This window comes from Bifidobacterium apri (genome assembly GCF_009299485.1).
Classification (GTDB): domain Bacteria; phylum Actinomycetota; class Actinomycetes; order Actinomycetales; family Bifidobacteriaceae; genus Bifidobacterium; species Bifidobacterium apri.
On the sequence record NZ_WBSO01000011.1, the window covers coordinates 54,682 to 69,797 of the forward strand.

Sequence of the window (15,116 nt, forward strand, 5' to 3'; positions counted from 1 at the left end):
AACTGGTGACGCTGACGTCGTGGTATTCGTAGCTGGTTTGTGCAGTGGCGGATGGTTCCCGCCCTAGCTCGACCTGTATACGCCGCTTCTTTCTGCTTTTGCCGACGCTGAGAGACGTCTCAGCGTCGGCAGAAACATATGGTGATGGTGGTGATCAATCAGTATGGCTGCCTGCCCCAATCGCATCGCATGATTACTGCATGTCGCCACATATGAATGTGCCCCACCTTCCGATATGGAAGATGGGGCACATCAAAGATTCCGGCTGATCAGATCAGCGCGGATTCATGGTCTCAGCCGTTGACGCGGTCGATGCCAGACTGCACGTCGGCGATCACGGAATCCCAAGATGCGATGAACTTGGCGACGCCGTCAGCCTCGAGCTGGTCGGTGACATCCTTGATGTTGATGCCGAGCTCAGCGAGCTTGTCCATGATGGCCTGGCTCTCCTCATAGGTGCCCTTGATGGACGGAGCGCCGTTGCCGTGGTCGGCGAGAGCGTTCAGCGTCTTCTCCGGCATGGTGTTCACCACGTGCGGGGCGACGAGCTCGTCGACATACTTGCAATCGGAGTACGCGGCGTTCTTGGTACCGGTGGAAGCCCACAGCGGACGCTGCTTCTTGGCGCCCTTGGCCTCGAGAGCGGCCCAGCGAGGATCGTTCGCGAACTTCTCTTCGAAGAGCTTGTAGGCGAGGCGAGCGTTGGCGACAGCAGCCTTGCCTTCGAGGGTCTTGGCTTCATCGGAGCCGTTGGCTTCGAGCAGCTTGTCGACAGCGGTGTCCACGCGGGACACGAAGAAGGATGCGACGGAGCCGATGTGCTTGAGATCGTGGCCGTTGGCGTCAGCCTGGGCGATGCCTTCGATGAAGGCGTCGATGACCTGCTCGTAGCGCTCGATGGAGAAGATCAGCGTCACGTTGACGGAGATGCCCTTGGCGAGCGTAGCGGTGATTGCCGGAAGGCCTTCGAGCGTCGCCGGGATCTTGATCATGGCGTTCGGGCGGTTGACCTTCTCCCACAGTTCCACAGCCTGCTTCTCGGTGGCTTCGGTCTCATGGGCGAGACGCGGATCCACTTCGATGGAGACGCGGCCGTCAACGAAGTCCGTAGCCTCGGCGATATCGCGGAAGATATCGGTCGCGTTGCGGACGTCGGTGGTGGTCAGTTCGCGGATGGCGGTCTCAACGTCGACCTTGCCGAGCTCCTTGAGCTGTGCATCGTACGGGCCGACCTGGGACAGGGCCTTCTGGAAGATGGACGGGTTGGTGGTCACGCCAACGACGTTCTTGTTCTTGATGAGGTCCTGCAGGGAGCCGGACTCGATGCGGGTGCGGGACAGGTCGTCCAGCCAGATGGAAACACCGTTGTCGCTGGTGCGCTGAGTTGCTTCAGTCATTGTTGTGTTACTCCTTGATATTCCTTGATGGGAACACATTTATTCTATACGGAAGGGTACCTTGAAGTTTCCCTTACGCGAATGCCAAGGTACCCTTCCGCGGTTGAAATGAACGAATCAGGCGTTCACTTCGGCGATGGAAGCCTTGGCTGCCTCCACGACGTGCTCGGCGGTGATGCCCAGATCGATCATGTTCTGAGCGCCGTCACCCTGCAGGCCGAACTGCTCGATGGAAATGGCCTTGCCGTAAGCACCGAGGTACTTGTACCACGGCATGGCAACGCCGGCTTCGATGGAGACACGCGCCTTGACGCCGGCCGGGAGGATCTCCTCCTTGTACTCGTCGTCCTGCTCCTCGAACCATTCCATGGACGGGAAGGACACGACGCGGGCCTTGATGCCTTCGGCGGCGAGGGTCTTGGCGGCGGCCACGGCCCACTGCACCTCGGAACCGGAAGCCATGACGATCACATCCGGGGTACCTTCGGTGTCGACCAGCACGTAAGCGCCCTTGCGGACACCGTCCTTGGCCTTGGCCTTGGTCTCGGCGAGCGTCGGCACACCCTGACGGGTGAGGATCATCGCGGTCGGGAGGGTGTTCTTCTTCTCGAAGAAGTAACGGTAGGCTTCAGCGGTCTCGTATGCATCGGCAGGACGCACAACCTCGAGCTGCGGCATGGCGCGGAAGGCGGCCAGATGCTCGATCGGCTGGTGGGTCGGGCCATCCTCGCCGAGGGCGACGGAATCGTGGGTCCACACGTACAGGTTCGGGATCTCCATGAGGGCGGCCAGACGCACTGCCGGACGCTCGTAATCGGAGAACTGGAAGAAGGTGCCGTTGAACGGACGGGTGTCGGAGCCCAGCAGGATGCCGTTCGTGATGGCGCCCATGGCGAACTCGCGCACGCCGAAGTGCAGCTGGCGGCCGTACTCGGACTGCTCAGGCCACGTGCGGGTCTCGTCGGAGGACGGGCCGAAGGACTTGGCGCCGTTGATGTTGGTGTTGTTGGAGCCACCGAGATCGGCGGAACCGCCCCACAGCTCAGGCATGACCTCAGCGATGGCGTTGAGGACCTGGCCGGAGGACTTACGGGTTGCGACGCCCTTGCCGACTTCCTGAGCGGCCTCGAACTTGTCGATGGCCTCGTCGAAGCCTTCAGGCAGCTTGTGTGCCTTGATGCGCTCGTACAGGGCGGCCTTGTCCGGGTTGGCCTTCTGCCAGGCGGCGAACTTCTCGTCCCATTCCTTGTGGGCTTCGAGACCGCGCTCGGCGACCTTGCGGGCATGGGCGAGGGCTTCCTCGTCGATCGGGAAGTCGACATCCGGGTCGAAGCCGAGTTCCTTCTTCAGGCCGGCAACGGCTTCGGCGCCGAGCTTGGAGCCGTGGGACGCCTCGTTGTTGGTCTTGCCCGGGGTCGGCCATGCGATGAGCGTATCAACCTTGATGAAGTGCGGACGGTCGGTGACCGCTTCCGCCTTGTCGATGGCAGCGGCGAGCGCCTCGACGTCCTCCTTGTAGGAGCCGTCAGGCTGGATGAAGGACACTTCGTCGGTGTACCAGCCGTAAGCTTCGTAACGCTTGAGGATGTCCTCGGAGAAGGTGAGCTTGGTGTCGCCCTCGATCTGGATGTGGTTTGCATCGAAGATCACGAAGAGGTTGCCGAGCTTCTGGTTGCCCGCGAGCGAGCCGGCCTCGGAGGAAACGCCCTCTTCGACATCGCCTTCGCCGCAGATGACCCACACCTTGTGGTCGAACGGGGAGGTGCCTTCAGCGGCTTCCGGGTCGAGCAGACCGCGCTCGAAGCGCTGGCCGTATGCGAAACCGACAGCGGAGGCGAGACCCTGGCCGAGCGGGCCGGTGGTCATTTCGATGCCCGGGGTCAGGCCGTATTCCGGATGGCCCGGGGTGCGGGTGTCGGCGCCGCCGCGGAAGTACTTGAGGTCGTCCAGCGTCAGGCCATAGCCGGAGAAGAACAGCTGCACGTATTGCGTGAGCGAAGCATGGCCACCGGAGAGGATGAAGCGATCACGTCCGGCCCACTTGGGATCGTTCGGATCGTGCTTGATGTAGTGCTGATACAGCGTGTAGGCAATCGGAGCCAGGGACACTGGGGAGCCGGGGTGGCCGTGTCCAGCACGCTCGACGGCGTCGGCGGAGAGGACCTTCGCCATCTTGACGGCGCGCTCGTCCAATTCAGACCAGGTGAAATCGGTCATAGGTGATCTACTTTCCTTCCAATACTTCGGGTGGCCGCGCATTCGGCTTGTGCCGCGCCACGGACGCCCTCACATTGCCCTACCATGCTATCTATTGCATCAGACTTCAGGGTTCGTTTTTGGCGTGTTATGACACATTCATGTGCTCTTAATCATGCAAACGAACATGCCGGGTGTGCGGATTTCCCTGTCGATGAACCGATTAGCACTCAAGCCGTGAGAGTGCTAAGACAATACATATCGACCGCGCATACGAGATTCAGCCGTTCTTGCCCCCTGTGCACGCCAGGCACGACCTGCGACGCACGGACAAGACGGACAGGATTCTTGCGCGGGGATACATAGAGCAAGACCGAACACAAACAAGGAGGCGCGCATATGACGCAATCACGCCGCATGCTGGTTCTGCGCGCCGTGGTGGAGGATTACATCCGTTCACAGGAACCAGTCGGCTCAACATCGCTGACACGGAACCACCATCTCGGTGTCAGCTCGGCGACCGTTCGCAACGATATGGCCGCGTTGGAAGATGAAGGCTACCTGATCCAGCCCCACACCTCAGCCGGGCGAGTGCCCACCGAAAAGGGATACCGGTACTTCGTCGACCGCTTGGCGACGGTCGTGCCGTTGTCGCCCGCACAGCGCAGGGCGATCGGCAATTTCCTCGGCGGATCTGTCAGCCTCGAAGACACCTTGCAACGTGCCGCCAGGCTGCTCGCCCGCATCACCGGACAGGTGGCGGTCGTCGCATCCCCGGCGTTGTCCAAATCAACCCTGCGGCACATCGAAATCGTCCCCGTATCCATGAACAAGCTGCTCGCAGTCATCATCACCGATACCGGAAGAGTCGCCCAACACACCCTGGAAGTGCGGCCGCTGCCGTCCACCGATCTGCTCACATCCTTCTCGGAAACAATCAATGCGCGCTGCAGCGGACAATCCCTGCCTTTGGCCGCGAAAACCATCATCACTGTCGGAACGACGGTCGAGCACGGCGAACTGTCCACACTGGCCGAAGCGCTCTCCAGCACACTGGCAAGTATGGCGGAAGACGAACAAGCCACAGACATGTACATGGCCGGTACATCGAAACTCGCCCATCAGCATTCCGGCACGGAAATGGCTCCGCTCCTCGACGCACTCGAAGAACAAGTCGTCATCATGAGACTCATGAATTCGCTGAGCGAAGAAGTGACAGAAACCGGAGTAGGCGTCGCCATCGGCTCGGAAACACACACGCCGGAACTCATGCACGCCTCCGTCGTCACCAGCGGATACGGGCATACCAACACGACGGCGTCCGACGGTTCGACAACCGCACAAGGCGGCAAGCCGGTCGCATTCGTCGGTTCAATCGGCCCGACACACATGGACTATGTCACCACTATGGCCGCGGTCAGGGCGGTCGCCAGATACCTCACCGGCATCATCGGCGAAGACACCACCGGCGCAGACAGCTGACATAGGCCTGTGACACAATACTTGCAGAAACCAACCAAAGGAAATAAGCAGTGGCAGACTACTACGAAGTCCTGGGCGTGGAACGCACGGCCAGCGAAGAGGAAATCAAAAAAGCCTATCGCAAGATGAGCCGCAAATACCACCCCGATATCGCCGGCCCGGAATTCGAAGACAAATTCAAGGAAGTCAACAACGCCTACGAAGTGCTGTCCAACCCGGATAAGCGAAGAATGTACGACCAAGGGGTCGATCCGAACGACCCATCCAGCGGTTTCGGATCAGGCGCAGCAGGTTTTGACATGGGCGATGTCGGCGACATCTTCGGACAATTCTTCGGCAGCGCCTTCGGATCAGGAGCCGGCCAGGGGCCGACCCCACGCACCCAACCGGGCAGGGATGCGCTCGCCAGAACGTCCATCGACCTGAAAACCGCGGTCTTCGGCGGTGTCGCCCACGTGAAGATCAACACCTTCGGCCTGTGCCAGGAGTGCGGCGGCTCAGGAGCCACCGAAGGCTCCCAGCCTGTGACATGCCCCGACTGCCATGGCCAGGGATACCGGCAGAAAGTCGTGCGCACCATGCTCGGCCAGATGATGACATCCGCCCCATGCGAACGTTGCGAAGGGCACGGCACAATCATCGAACACCCTTGCCCGACATGCATGGGGCACGGTCGCGTTCGTACCACTCGCGAGGTGGGCGTGACGGTCCCAGCAGGCGTCCATGACGACACCAGATTGCGGTTGCCGCATCAGGGGGAAGTCGGCGAAGGCGGCGGCGCGGCAGGCGATTTGTATGTCGATATCCGCATCAAGCCGGACAAGCAATTCACCCGTGACGGCGACGACCTGCACTGCTGGGTGCAGATTCCGATGAGCTGGGCGGTGCTCGGCCACGGGCTCGACATCGACACCTTCGACGGTTCACAGCATCTCGACATCCCGGAAGGATGCCAGCCTGAGCAGACGGTGACCCTCAAAGGGCTTGGCGCCACCAAGCTCGGTGAAAGCAACCGCGGAGACCTGATCATCCACGTCAATGTGGTCATCCCGACCAAGCTGAAGGACGACGAACGCAGACTGATTGAACAATTCGGTGAGCGCCATGACGGTGACAAGCCAAAAGTCGAACAAAGCTGCAAGCCGTTGAGCGGTAAGAAAGGCTTCTTCAGCAAGCTGAAAGACGCTTTGGCCTGATATCGCCGCGACGGTCCGGGCGGATCTGAACAGTCGAACGGACCTCTCGATACCGATGAATACCAATATGCCCGTCTGCTGTCGGCAGAGCGTTTCCACAGACGCCTCATCGACACGCAGACGGGCAATATATGTTGCAGGCGGGTGCAAAGTCGTCCGCAACCGATGCTATTTCAACAACGAATGGCACATCGAGCGGTACTCACTGACATAACCGCCGCCAAAGAACACGCAATGACCGGCGATAGGGTAGAGCTGCCAGATGGTGATGCGATCCTGCCAGCCTGCCTTCAACGGGTGCACTCGCTGATATCCGTCAAGAATCTCGTGCAAATACGACATGCCGAACAGGTTCAGCATCGCCAAATCCTCTTCGCGGTGCCCGCCATGGGCGGCGGGGTCGATCAGCACAGCTTCCACGTCGCCGCTGTCGCGGGTCCACATGACATTGCCGCTCCACAGATCGCCATGCACACGAGCCGGGGTGTCATCCGCGGCGCGTCCCAGTAAATCGGGCAGACGCTCGATGACCTCGTCGGTCAATGCCAGATCGTCATCGGTGAGCTCGCCACGCTGGATGCCGAGTTGCACCATCGGCCTCAGCCTGCCGTCGGCCAGATAACTCACCGGATCATCCCAAGTGCCGGTATCCATGGGAACAGGATCCTGCAACGGGCCAAAATAGCATGTTCCCGTGTATCCTTCGGGCGCCGACCCGAAATGCTCGGCACCGGCATCATGCATATGCGCGAGCGCCGCGCCGAAATCGTAAGCGGCTTTCGGCGTGGGTGAGCAGCCCTCCACACGCTCGATATCAAGCCAGTTGTCACTCCACCCATACACATCGACCACGCGCGGCCCGCCTTGGGCATGCGCTTGGCCCAGCCATTGCAGCCCGCGGCCTTCGCACTCGAAGAATCCTGCCGGAGCGAACATCCTGCTTTTGCGGTATTTCGCCATATGAACAACCTCCTGATCGGTTGGTTCCAGTGTATGCCTTTCGCGTTGTGTGTGCTCTTTGCGACAAAGCAGAACCGTGTTGCGCATTTATGCGGGTGACCGGATAAAGTGGTCACGTCATCTGCTGTAATGCTGTAAGCAACCTGACGAGCAGATAGACGAACGATACGACACGATAAGAGGGATCATGAATTTCTTCCAAGCGATAATTCTCGGCTTGGTGCAGGCGCTTACCGAATATCTTCCGGTATCGTCGAGTGCACATATCCGTATCATCGGCGAGCTGATGCTCCATACCGATCCGGGTGCGGCGTTCACCGCCATCATCCAGCTCGGCACTGAGCTTGCTGTGCTGTTGTATTTCCGCCGTGATATCGCGCGCATACTGTCGCACTGGTTCCGTTGCCTGTTCACTCGTCCGGTTACGGGGGATTGGAAGGAACGGTTCGGGACGCGGGACAGGGATGCCGCCGAAGGGTGGTACATCATCATCGGAACCATTCCGATCGTCGTTGCCGGCGTGCTGTTCCAGGATGCGATCGAAACCACGCTGCGCAACCTGTGGATTACGGTGACGGTGTTGATTCTCTTCGGCATCCTGTTGTGGGTGATTGACGCGAAGGCGCCGCAGAAGAAAACGATTCGTGAGATGAACGTGAAGGAAGCGCTGATTTTCGGTATCGGACAGATGCTCGCGTTGATTCCGGGCGTGTCGCGTTCTGGCGGCACCATCACCTTCGGCCGTGCGATGGGGTATACCCGCGAAGCGGCGGTACGTGTGAGCTTCCTGATGGCAATTCCGGCGGTCTTCGGCGCCGGCACTCTGGAAACCGTGAAATCGGTTGGATCGGCGGCGGCAGATCCGACTTTCCCGGGTTGGGGTGCGACCATCGCGGCGACGATTGTCAGCTTCTTGGTCGGCTATATCGTCATCATCGGCTTCCTGAAGTTCGTTTCGACGTTCTCGTACCGCGCATTCGCTATCTATCGTATTGTGATTGCTGTTCTTGTGGCGATTCTGCTTATCGCCGGCGCGTTGCAGCCGACGGAACAGGCGACTAAGACGGCGGCGCTGGAGATGGTCAACACCGTGGCGGCGATGTTCTGACTTTTGCCTGCAGGGCGGTTGTCCCAAGCGTGATATAGACGGCGTGAGGCGTCATGCGCGGATTCGTGCGCATGACGCCTCACGTGTATCCGTGACATGATCGTCGGCGCATCGTGCGATGGCGGTGGCTATGCTCTCGCGTCCTGGTGATGAGCACGCCTTTGGGTATCATGCCCTTCCATGATGGAACATGTGATTCATGGTTTCGGTCCTGTGTGGGATGCCGCTTCTCAGGTATTGGTTCTGGGGAGTATGCCGAGTCCGAAATCGCGGGAGCTGGGATTTTACTATATGCATCCGAGGAACCGGTTTTGGCCGATGATGGCGGCCGTGTTCGGAGGCGATCCTGGACGTGCGCCCTCCGAACGGGCGGCGTTCGCGCTGAACCATCATGTCGCATTGTGGGATGTGCTCGCCTCGTGTGATATTGCTGGTGCCAGTGACGGCAGCATCCGAAATCCCGTGCCGAATGACATCAGCATGATTGTGCGCGGCGCGCCGATACGCTTGGTGATTACGACCGGAGTGAAGGCTGGGCAATTATACGCGAAGCTTATCGAACCTGGACTGCGGCGACTTGGGATCGACGTGGATATGATGACGCTCGCTTCGACAAGTCCTGCGAATGCCGCCAAGTCGTTGGATGATCTGGTAGTGGTCTACCGGGATGCGTTCGTACGGGCTGGAGTGCTTGGGCAAGGCACTGACGGTGATGGCGCGTCTGATATGTGATGGTGCTGCAAATAAAAAACCCGGGTCTGACACCCGGGATATGGAGCGGACAACGGGACTCGAACCCGCGCTCTCGACCTTGGCAAGGTCGCGCTTTACCAACTAAGCTATGTCCGCATGTTCTCGTTTCGCGCCCTCAAGGGAACGACTTGGAACGTTGAACACTATAACGTCATGTCAGCTTGCCGACAAATCAACGGCGTGTCGGTCAAGTGACACGCCGTTGCGGCGGCGCGGGGGATCATGGTTCCATGCGCTTCAGGAACGCTTCGGCCTCTTTGACCAGTTGCTCGGCCTGCGGTGCGCCGAGAGAGGCGATGGTGCGGGCTCTCTGGGCGAGGTCGTATTCATGCTCCAACCGGGTGATATAGGAGGACAGTCTGTCGTCGCACGCGGTTATGGCAGTCGCCTTCATCTTCCAGGCGTCTGCTTTCGACTGCAAGTCCGTGGTGTCGAGCGCAACGCCGAGGACCGTGGACAATCCATGGACCAGTTCCAACGTGCCTTGCGCACACATGTCGGTATTCATGTATTTGGGGATGGACACCCACATCGATGTCGTCTTCATGCCGTCGTTACACGCCATCTGGTCAAGCACTGTGGTGATGCCGATAGGGCCGCTGTATTCGCGGTCGAGCTCGCATGCGCATGTCGCGTTCGATATGTCTACAGGCAGGGGCCTGGTGTGGGGGCATGCGGCGTACATGGAGCCAAGTGTGACGACGTGGGTGACGTCGTAGTCCTGGGCGACGTGCAGCACTTCCCTGCAATAGTCTTTCCAATGGTAGTTGGGTTCAGGGGCGATTTGGACGAGAATGCGCTGATCGGGGGAGACGGCGATCTCGTAGAACGAGGTATGCGGCCAGATGATTCGGGCCCGGCCGGTGATATGGCACAGCATAGGGCGGGTGGCTTGGTAATCGTAATATCCGTCCGAGTTGATTTCATGAACCAACTTGGATTCATAGTGGCCGATGAGATAATGGATGACTTCGCTTGCGGCTTGGCTCGCGTCATTCCAACCCTCGAAGGCGGAGATCATGAATGTCTCGTGCATCGGTTCTGCTCTCATAGCCTCTAATGTAACTGTTCGAGGTGGCTTTCGGCGGCTCTTATGCCGGCGGTGAATCCTCTCAGCCCTTGGAAATATTCGGCTTCGCCGAGCGTGAGCGCGTCTGGAGATGAAAAACGACACGCCGAAGGGGATGTGCGATTTTGCAAATCACACGGATGTCGTTATAGTAATTACTCGTTGCTTCAAACGCAGCAATGTGGTTGAAACGCGGACATAGCTTAGTTGGTAAAGCGCGACCTTGCCAAGGTCGAGAGCGCGGGTTCGAGTCCCGTTGTCCGCTCTAAGGTCCGATGAGTTGACGACCTTACGGTGGGTTAGCCAAGCGGTTAGGCAGCGGCCTGCAAAGCCGTATAGACGAGTTCGACTCTCGTACCCACCTCTGGCGAGGAAGGTGAAAATCTTCCAAACCAAGACACAACCTGGGCGGTTGGCGCAGAGGTAGCGCACTTCCCTGACACGGAAGGGGTCACAAGTTCGAATCTTGTATCGCCCACGAGTCCGGAGGAATCCGGCTTTCTTCACCAATCGGGTGATTGGCGCAGCGGCTAGCGCACTTCCTTCACACGGAAGGGGTCGCAGGTTCGATTCCTGCATCACCCACATCATCAGGAACGTCACGCACAGCGTGGCGTTTTTTGTTTTCCATGCAATCGCCCGTCTTTCCGGGGATTTCTTGGTTATTGCCAACATGTGTGTCCGGTGGTGGGGCGGGTTAAATGACAAAATGTGTGTTTTATTCCGGCGTGTCGTAGTGGTGTCATCGGGTTCTGCCCGCCCAGCCCTTCCTTAGACGTATAGGAAAAAGGGCGTATAAGAAAAACGTGGTGCTTTAGACTTCGTTTTTGGCTATCCGACGTGTCCTTTGCGGATGTGGAATCCAGTCTCGACGGCGGGGTCGTCCCTGTTGTATGACTGGATGCCGTTGTCGTAGTTGCTCCCGGTTTTGGGTTCGTCCTGCGCGGCCGGCGCATCCGTTCCGTGTTCCCCTCCGGTGTCCGGTATGAGCGTGTGCGGGTCGGGGGATCCGCTTTTCATGTAGCAGACCCATTCGGCGGCCCTTCTCATGTGTTCCTCGGTCAGGCCGTGATGGCGTGCAAGCGTGCGTTTGATCAGCGAGTTGGCGCCGTCCTCGAGCCTGTTGGTGTTGCGCTCCACGGGCCCTTTCCCGAGAAGCGCCGGGTCGCAGAACGTGAACAGCCGCCCCTCGCGGAACAGTCGTTCCAGCCGCCTATAGCAGCGGCGGACATCGCCGTGGGTCCACCACCATTCCTGCCGGGTCGCCTTCGGGTTGGACGGGTCGTCCCGCGCAGTGGTGCGTTGGATGATGACGTCCGCGTAGCGGGTGTGCCAGTCGTTGAGCAGGTTGAGCCAGGCCGCGGCGTCCTCATAACGTTCGGTGACCTGTTCGAGGCGCTTGGATGCGTCGAGCAGCTGTCGGGCGGCGCGGTTGATCAGCTCTGCTTGGTCGGCGGTGTTCGGTGCATCCGACGGGAACAGCGGAGGCTCGACCACATGACGCTGTGGGGTTGTGCGCTGTGCGGTTGAGTTCAGTGATGCTGCGCGTTGTGATGCCGTGCGCTGTGGCGCTTGGTGCTGTGCCACTGTGCCCTGTGCTGCAATGGTGCCACGGCGTAGCGGCGCGGCGGTTGCATTGTGGCTGCTGGCTGTGCCATTGCCGCTGCCGTCACCGGCAGCACCGGTCGCACCAGCATTGCGATTCCCGTAAGACGTGGCGTACACAGTGCTCGCGATGGTCTGGCTGATGGTGGCTTCGCCGCCTTCAAGCGCGCGCATCACGTCGTCAGGCACCTTGAAACGACTGGCGTAGGGGCTTGCAATCAGATCTTTCCACCCCTCGATGGTCAGAAATCCGTTGGAACCGTGTTGTTTGCATTGCTCCGCGAATCCGCGCGCGAGCATATCGCACTTTTCGTTGAATTCGTTGCCTGCATGGCCTTTTACCCACGAAAACTTGACCGGCCCTTCGCGGTGGGAGATATCGTAGTCGATGGCCTTGACGATCGTGGCATTCTTGACCGGCTGCTTTTGCGAATTATGCCAGCCGTTGCGCTTCCAGCTGCGCAACCACACGGTGGAGCATTTGATGGCGTATTGCGAATCGCTTCGATGACGAGCGTATCCACGCCCTTGTGGGTGCGCAGGGTTAGCAGTGCGGCGCACAATTCGCCAATCTGGTTGGTGCCGTTGCCGGCGCCGCCTGCATCGCATCCGCCGCCAACGTGGTCAGCGCACGCCCAAGCCCATCGCACCGTTGGGATTGCCCAGCGTGCTGCCATCCGTTGAAACCGGATAGTAGCCATGCGTTCCATCATACGGTTCCAACACGAACTGCAGCGCTTGCCCGTTCCGCCCTGTGCGCGGAACGCAACGCAAGATGCACGAGGATTCAGTTGGATTGATCGGTTGGATCAGATTAGCGTTTCGACCAGTTCATGAATGACTCGGGCGAGGGATTCTTGGCGCTTTGCCGCCTTGTTGAGGTTGTCTTCGGCATCTGCCACACGCGCGGATGGTGGGATGCCCGCCGCTTTTGCATAACGCTCGGCAGCCTTTTGCTGTGCGTGCGTCGCCTTGCGCAGCGTGGCGGTGAGGTCGTGCAGCAACTGTGCTTGTGGAAACACGTCCTGTGAATCCGCAGAAGGCTGCGAGTTCACAGAACGCTCTGAGCTCACAACTCGCTGCGTGTGCGTCGCAGCGGCGGTATCCATGGCGTGGGTATCCGCGGTGTGGGCATCCGCGGTATCACCGCCTGCCGTGGGACTGGCCGCGTCATGATTGTCATCCGTGCCCGGCGTGTGGCGAACCGTCACGGGAACGACTCCCACAGTATTGGCGGCTGCCATCGCCGTGCGGGGGGCGTCGGCCTTGACAGTCGCGGAATTGTCGGGGTCAAGCGCCTGCATCATGTCGTCGGTGCCGGTTTGAATCACGCGCCCTGTCAGTTGCAGCGGCACGCGCATCAGGTCTATCTGCGCTTCGGAGGGAATCTTCGACGGCGCGTGGAAGTCGCGGCACATCGTGGCGTATCCGCGCGCAAATTGGTCGGCCTGCTCATTGAATTTGTCTCCCGCGTGTCCCTTGACCCAGATGAAGTCGATCGAGCCTTCGCGTTCCTCCATCTCCATGTGGATGGCGCGAATTACCGAAAGGAAGTAGGGGGCGGGATTGCCGTTGTCCTTCAACCAACCGGTTTGGGACCATGTGCTTTCGCGCTTCGTGGAATACTCGATCGCATCGCGCGAATCCGACTCGATCACCAGCTTTTCGGCGCCCGGATGCGAACGCAATGCCTGCAAGATCGCGCATAATTCGCCCAGCTGGATGTTGCCGCCGAGGGAACCGCCGCAATCATGCAGCCCGGTGGTGTGATCCACCCATGCCCAACCGGTCACGGGGCGGGCCCCGGGCAGAAAACTGCCGTCAGTGGAGATATGGATGGTATGCGTGCCTGTCATTGGTTCCACCTCGCGGCATGCAGGGATTCCTGGGCAGAAACGCTGTCGGTGTCCCCATAGCTGTTGAGGAATTGTTCCAGTTCCTCCGCCGCTTTCTCATATTCCAATGCCGCGGCTTTCGTGTGCTTGCGAGCCTTGCGCAGTGGCTTCTCGGACAGCGGCGTGATGGGGTTGCCGTCGATTCCCGGCGTGGCGTCCTTGGCATGCTTGAGGGCGGAATGGTACGCCTGCGCCGTGGCCCGCAACGCTTGCGCGCTGGAACGAAGATTGCACACGGTGCTTTGCAACAGTTCGAGCAGTTGAGATTCCTGAGGTTCGTCCGCTTCCGTTTCGACGGCTGCGTGGCGCGGGCGAGGCGGTGCCGGTACCTCGGGGGCAGGCTCGCTGAGTGTCGGGTTGGGCTGGTGGGGCGTCGGCGTGGGTGTTCCCGAACCGTATGATGACGCCGCAGGGGCGCTCGCTGCGGTGTGCTGGACGTGGGCCGTGATGGCTTCGGCAGCGGCGCTCGCTGTCACGTTGCTGGACATGACATTGTTGCACGATGCCACGGCGTCATTCGCCGTTTTGCCGTCGCGGATGGTGCTGGCATTGTTCTTGCCGACGTTTGGTAGCGCCTCAGTTTGTTTGGTGAGCTTGTTGTTTTGCTCGGTCGCGTTTTGCTTGGTCGTAGGTTTGTTGGCCTGCGCCGGTTTGCCGGTTTGTTGTTGGTTCAACGCCTTCGCGTTTTGCTGGGCTTTTGCGTTTTGCTGGGCTTTCGCAATCGATTCTTTCGAGATGAGGCGACGGCGGATCATCACGTCCATCGTTTCGCGTGGAATCCCCGTCGGTGCGCGCTTCGGGTCTTTGGTGAAGGCCTGTGATTGCTGTTGGGCGAAGAGCCTGGCGGTTTTCAGCGCCATCACAGGTGTTTCTTCGTCAATGGCGTGAAAAGACACAGGGGCGTTGTGGCGGTTGATTTCATCAAGCACCGCTTGGATGAGAGGGAAGTTCTTGCGCCCGGACGGTGTCGTCGGTTTGCGTCCTGATCGTGCGGCGTTGATTGCGGTGATCGCCTGCTGGCAGTCGGTTTTGATGGCAAGGCGCTGAGAGCCGGTGTGGGAGCGGAGTGCCTGCAGGATTCCTGTGAGGGCGCCTAGGTAGACGGTGCCATGTGGGGCGCCGCCATATTTGTGAGTGTTTTCATCCGCCCATGCCCATCCCATGGCCTGGTTGGTGGTGGCCTCGGCGTGTATCACAATGATTGTCTTGTCGGTGCTTTTCGTTTCGGGCCGTCCTTCCTCACCGTGAGCCGCGCGATGCGCGGACATTCAGCTTCTCCAGCCTACCCATTGCCCTAGAGCAGCGCTGATGAGCATGACAGGCATAGACGGTCACGGATTGAGTAAAACGTTTGGCTTTACTGGTGAACCTCATTACTGTTCGAAGAAAGCATAGATGGGAACGCCAAAATCCTCGACCTTACATGTGAAGATGTTCGATGTTATCCTGAAAACA

Annotated in this window: 10 protein-coding genes, 5 tRNA genes and 2 pseudogenes; 8 read left to right on the top strand and 9 right to left on the bottom strand. The window is 59.6% G+C overall.

The genetic code is table 11. The features are described from left to right. Positions 1–293: 293 nt before the first annotated feature. Positions 294–1,397 (bottom strand): transaldolase, encoded by a 1,104-nt coding sequence (gene tal, locus DSM100238_RS06910; protein ID WP_152355949.1) that lies wholly within the window; start codon positions 1,395–1,397, stop codon positions 294–296. A 117-nt stretch (positions 1,398–1,514) separates the two neighbouring features. Beyond that, on the bottom strand, positions 1,515–3,614 hold the full coding sequence (gene tkt, locus DSM100238_RS06915) for a transketolase (protein WP_152355950.1): 2,100 nt from the start codon (positions 3,612–3,614) through the stop codon (positions 1,515–1,517). 378 nt (positions 3,615–3,992) lie between these two features. Between tkt and hrcA the strand changes: the two genes are divergently transcribed. Continuing rightward, positions 3,993–5,075 carry a heat-inducible transcriptional repressor HrcA gene (gene hrcA / locus DSM100238_RS06920; protein ID WP_152355951.1) on the top strand — a complete coding sequence of 361 codons (1,083 nt, stop codon included), beginning with the start codon at positions 3,993–3,995 and terminating at the stop codon, positions 5,073–5,075. 50 nt (positions 5,076–5,125) lie between these two features. Beyond that, positions 5,126–6,271, top strand: coding sequence for a molecular chaperone DnaJ (gene dnaJ / locus DSM100238_RS06925; protein ID WP_152355952.1), 1,146 nt, complete (start codon positions 5,126–5,128; stop codon positions 6,269–6,271). Between the two features lie 168 nt (positions 6,272–6,439). On the opposite strand, the gene DSM100238_RS06930 is transcribed toward dnaJ, so the two are convergent. Continuing rightward, entirely contained in the window at positions 6,440–7,231 is a 792-nt protein-coding gene (locus DSM100238_RS06930) for a fructosamine kinase family protein (protein ID WP_152355953.1), read from the bottom strand. Positions 7,232–7,418: 187 nt separating this feature from the next. Here DSM100238_RS06930 and uppP point away from each other — a divergent pair, with 187 nt between their 5' ends. Next, positions 7,419–8,339: an undecaprenyl-diphosphatase UppP gene (gene uppP / locus DSM100238_RS06935; protein WP_152355954.1), complete on the top strand. Its 921-nt coding sequence runs from the start codon at positions 7,419–7,421 to the stop codon at positions 8,337–8,339. A 180-nt stretch (positions 8,340–8,519) separates the two neighbouring features. Then, positions 8,520–9,071: a DNA-deoxyinosine glycosylase gene (locus DSM100238_RS06940; RefSeq protein ID WP_152355955.1), complete on the top strand. Its 552-nt coding sequence runs from the start codon at positions 8,520–8,522 to the stop codon at positions 9,069–9,071. A 41-nt stretch (positions 9,072–9,112) separates the two neighbouring features. Here DSM100238_RS06940 and DSM100238_RS06945 read toward each other — a convergent pair. Both DSM100238_RS06945 and DSM100238_RS06950 read right to left on the bottom strand, forming a co-directional pair. Further along, positions 9,113–9,188, bottom strand: a tRNA-Gly gene (locus DSM100238_RS06945). 124 nt (positions 9,189–9,312) lie between these two features. Continuing rightward, on the bottom strand, positions 9,313–10,143 hold the full coding sequence (locus tag DSM100238_RS06950) for a PAC2 family protein (protein ID WP_152355956.1): 831 nt from the start codon (positions 10,141–10,143) through the stop codon (positions 9,313–9,315). A gap of 210 nt (positions 10,144–10,353) precedes the next feature. Here DSM100238_RS06950 and DSM100238_RS06955 point away from each other — a divergent pair. The 4 genes from DSM100238_RS06955 (at position 10,354) to DSM100238_RS06970 (ending at position 10,746) form a co-directional block, all read left to right on the top strand. Next, positions 10,354–10,426: transfer RNA gene (locus DSM100238_RS06955), tRNA-Gly, on the top strand. A gap of 28 nt (positions 10,427–10,454) precedes the next feature. Further along, positions 10,455–10,525 (top strand) — tRNA-Cys (locus tag DSM100238_RS06960). Between the two features lie 42 nt (positions 10,526–10,567). After that, a tRNA-Val gene (locus DSM100238_RS06965) sits at positions 10,568–10,639 on the top strand. 34 nt (positions 10,640–10,673) lie between these two features. Beyond that, a tRNA-Val gene (locus DSM100238_RS06970) sits at positions 10,674–10,746 on the top strand. A 246-nt stretch (positions 10,747–10,992) separates the two neighbouring features. Here DSM100238_RS06970 and DSM100238_RS09550 read toward each other — a convergent pair. The 4 genes and pseudogenes from DSM100238_RS09550 to DSM100238_RS06985 form a co-directional block, all read right to left on the bottom strand. After that, positions 10,993–11,592: pseudogene (locus DSM100238_RS09550) on the bottom strand (IS256 family transposase); the annotation flags it as partial. 318 nt (positions 11,593–11,910) lie between these two features. Then, positions 11,911–12,411, bottom strand: a pseudogene (locus DSM100238_RS06975) (RNase H family protein); the annotation flags it as partial. A gap of 164 nt (positions 12,412–12,575) precedes the next feature. Beyond that, complete coding sequence (locus DSM100238_RS06980) at positions 12,576–13,622, bottom strand: RNase H family protein (RefSeq protein WP_152355957.1); 1,047 nt, start codon at positions 13,620–13,622, stop codon at positions 12,576–12,578. After that, positions 13,619–14,929, bottom strand: a complete 1,311-nt coding sequence (locus DSM100238_RS06985; RefSeq protein ID WP_152355958.1) for a ribonuclease H family protein — start codon at positions 14,927–14,929, stop codon at positions 13,619–13,621. The genes DSM100238_RS06980 and DSM100238_RS06985 overlap by 4 nt, the downstream gene beginning before the upstream one ends. Between the last annotated feature and the right edge of the window lie 187 nt (positions 14,930–15,116).

What these genes read in the sequence shown, in the direction of transcription:
- tal (WP_152355949.1), bottom strand. Translation starts at nt 1,397, where the DNA reads ATGACTGAAGCAACTCAGCGCACCAGCGACAACGGTGTTTCCATCTGG.
- tkt (WP_152355950.1), bottom strand. Translation starts at nt 3,614, where the DNA reads ATGACCGATTTCACCTGGTCTGAATTGGACGAGCGCGCCGTCAAGATG.
- hrcA (WP_152355951.1), top strand. Translation starts at nt 3,993, where the DNA reads ATGACGCAATCACGCCGCATGCTGGTTCTGCGCGCCGTGGTGGAGGAT.
- DSM100238_RS06930 (WP_152355953.1), bottom strand. Translation starts at nt 7,231, where the DNA reads ATGGCGAAATACCGCAAAAGCAGGATGTTCGCTCCGGCAGGATTCTTC.
- uppP (WP_152355954.1), top strand. Translation starts at nt 7,419, where the DNA reads ATGAATTTCTTCCAAGCGATAATTCTCGGCTTGGTGCAGGCGCTTACC.
- DSM100238_RS06940 (WP_152355955.1), top strand. Translation starts at nt 8,520, where the DNA reads ATGATGGAACATGTGATTCATGGTTTCGGTCCTGTGTGGGATGCCGCT.
- DSM100238_RS06950 (WP_152355956.1), bottom strand. Translation starts at nt 10,143, where the DNA reads ATGAGAGCAGAACCGATGCACGAGACATTCATGATCTCCGCCTTCGAG.
- DSM100238_RS06980 (WP_152355957.1), bottom strand. Translation starts at nt 13,622, where the DNA reads ATGACAGGCACGCATACCATCCATATCTCCACTGACGGCAGTTTTCTG.
- DSM100238_RS06985 (WP_152355958.1), bottom strand. Translation starts at nt 14,929, where the DNA reads ATGTCCGCGCATCGCGCGGCTCACGGTGAGGAAGGACGGCCCGAAACG.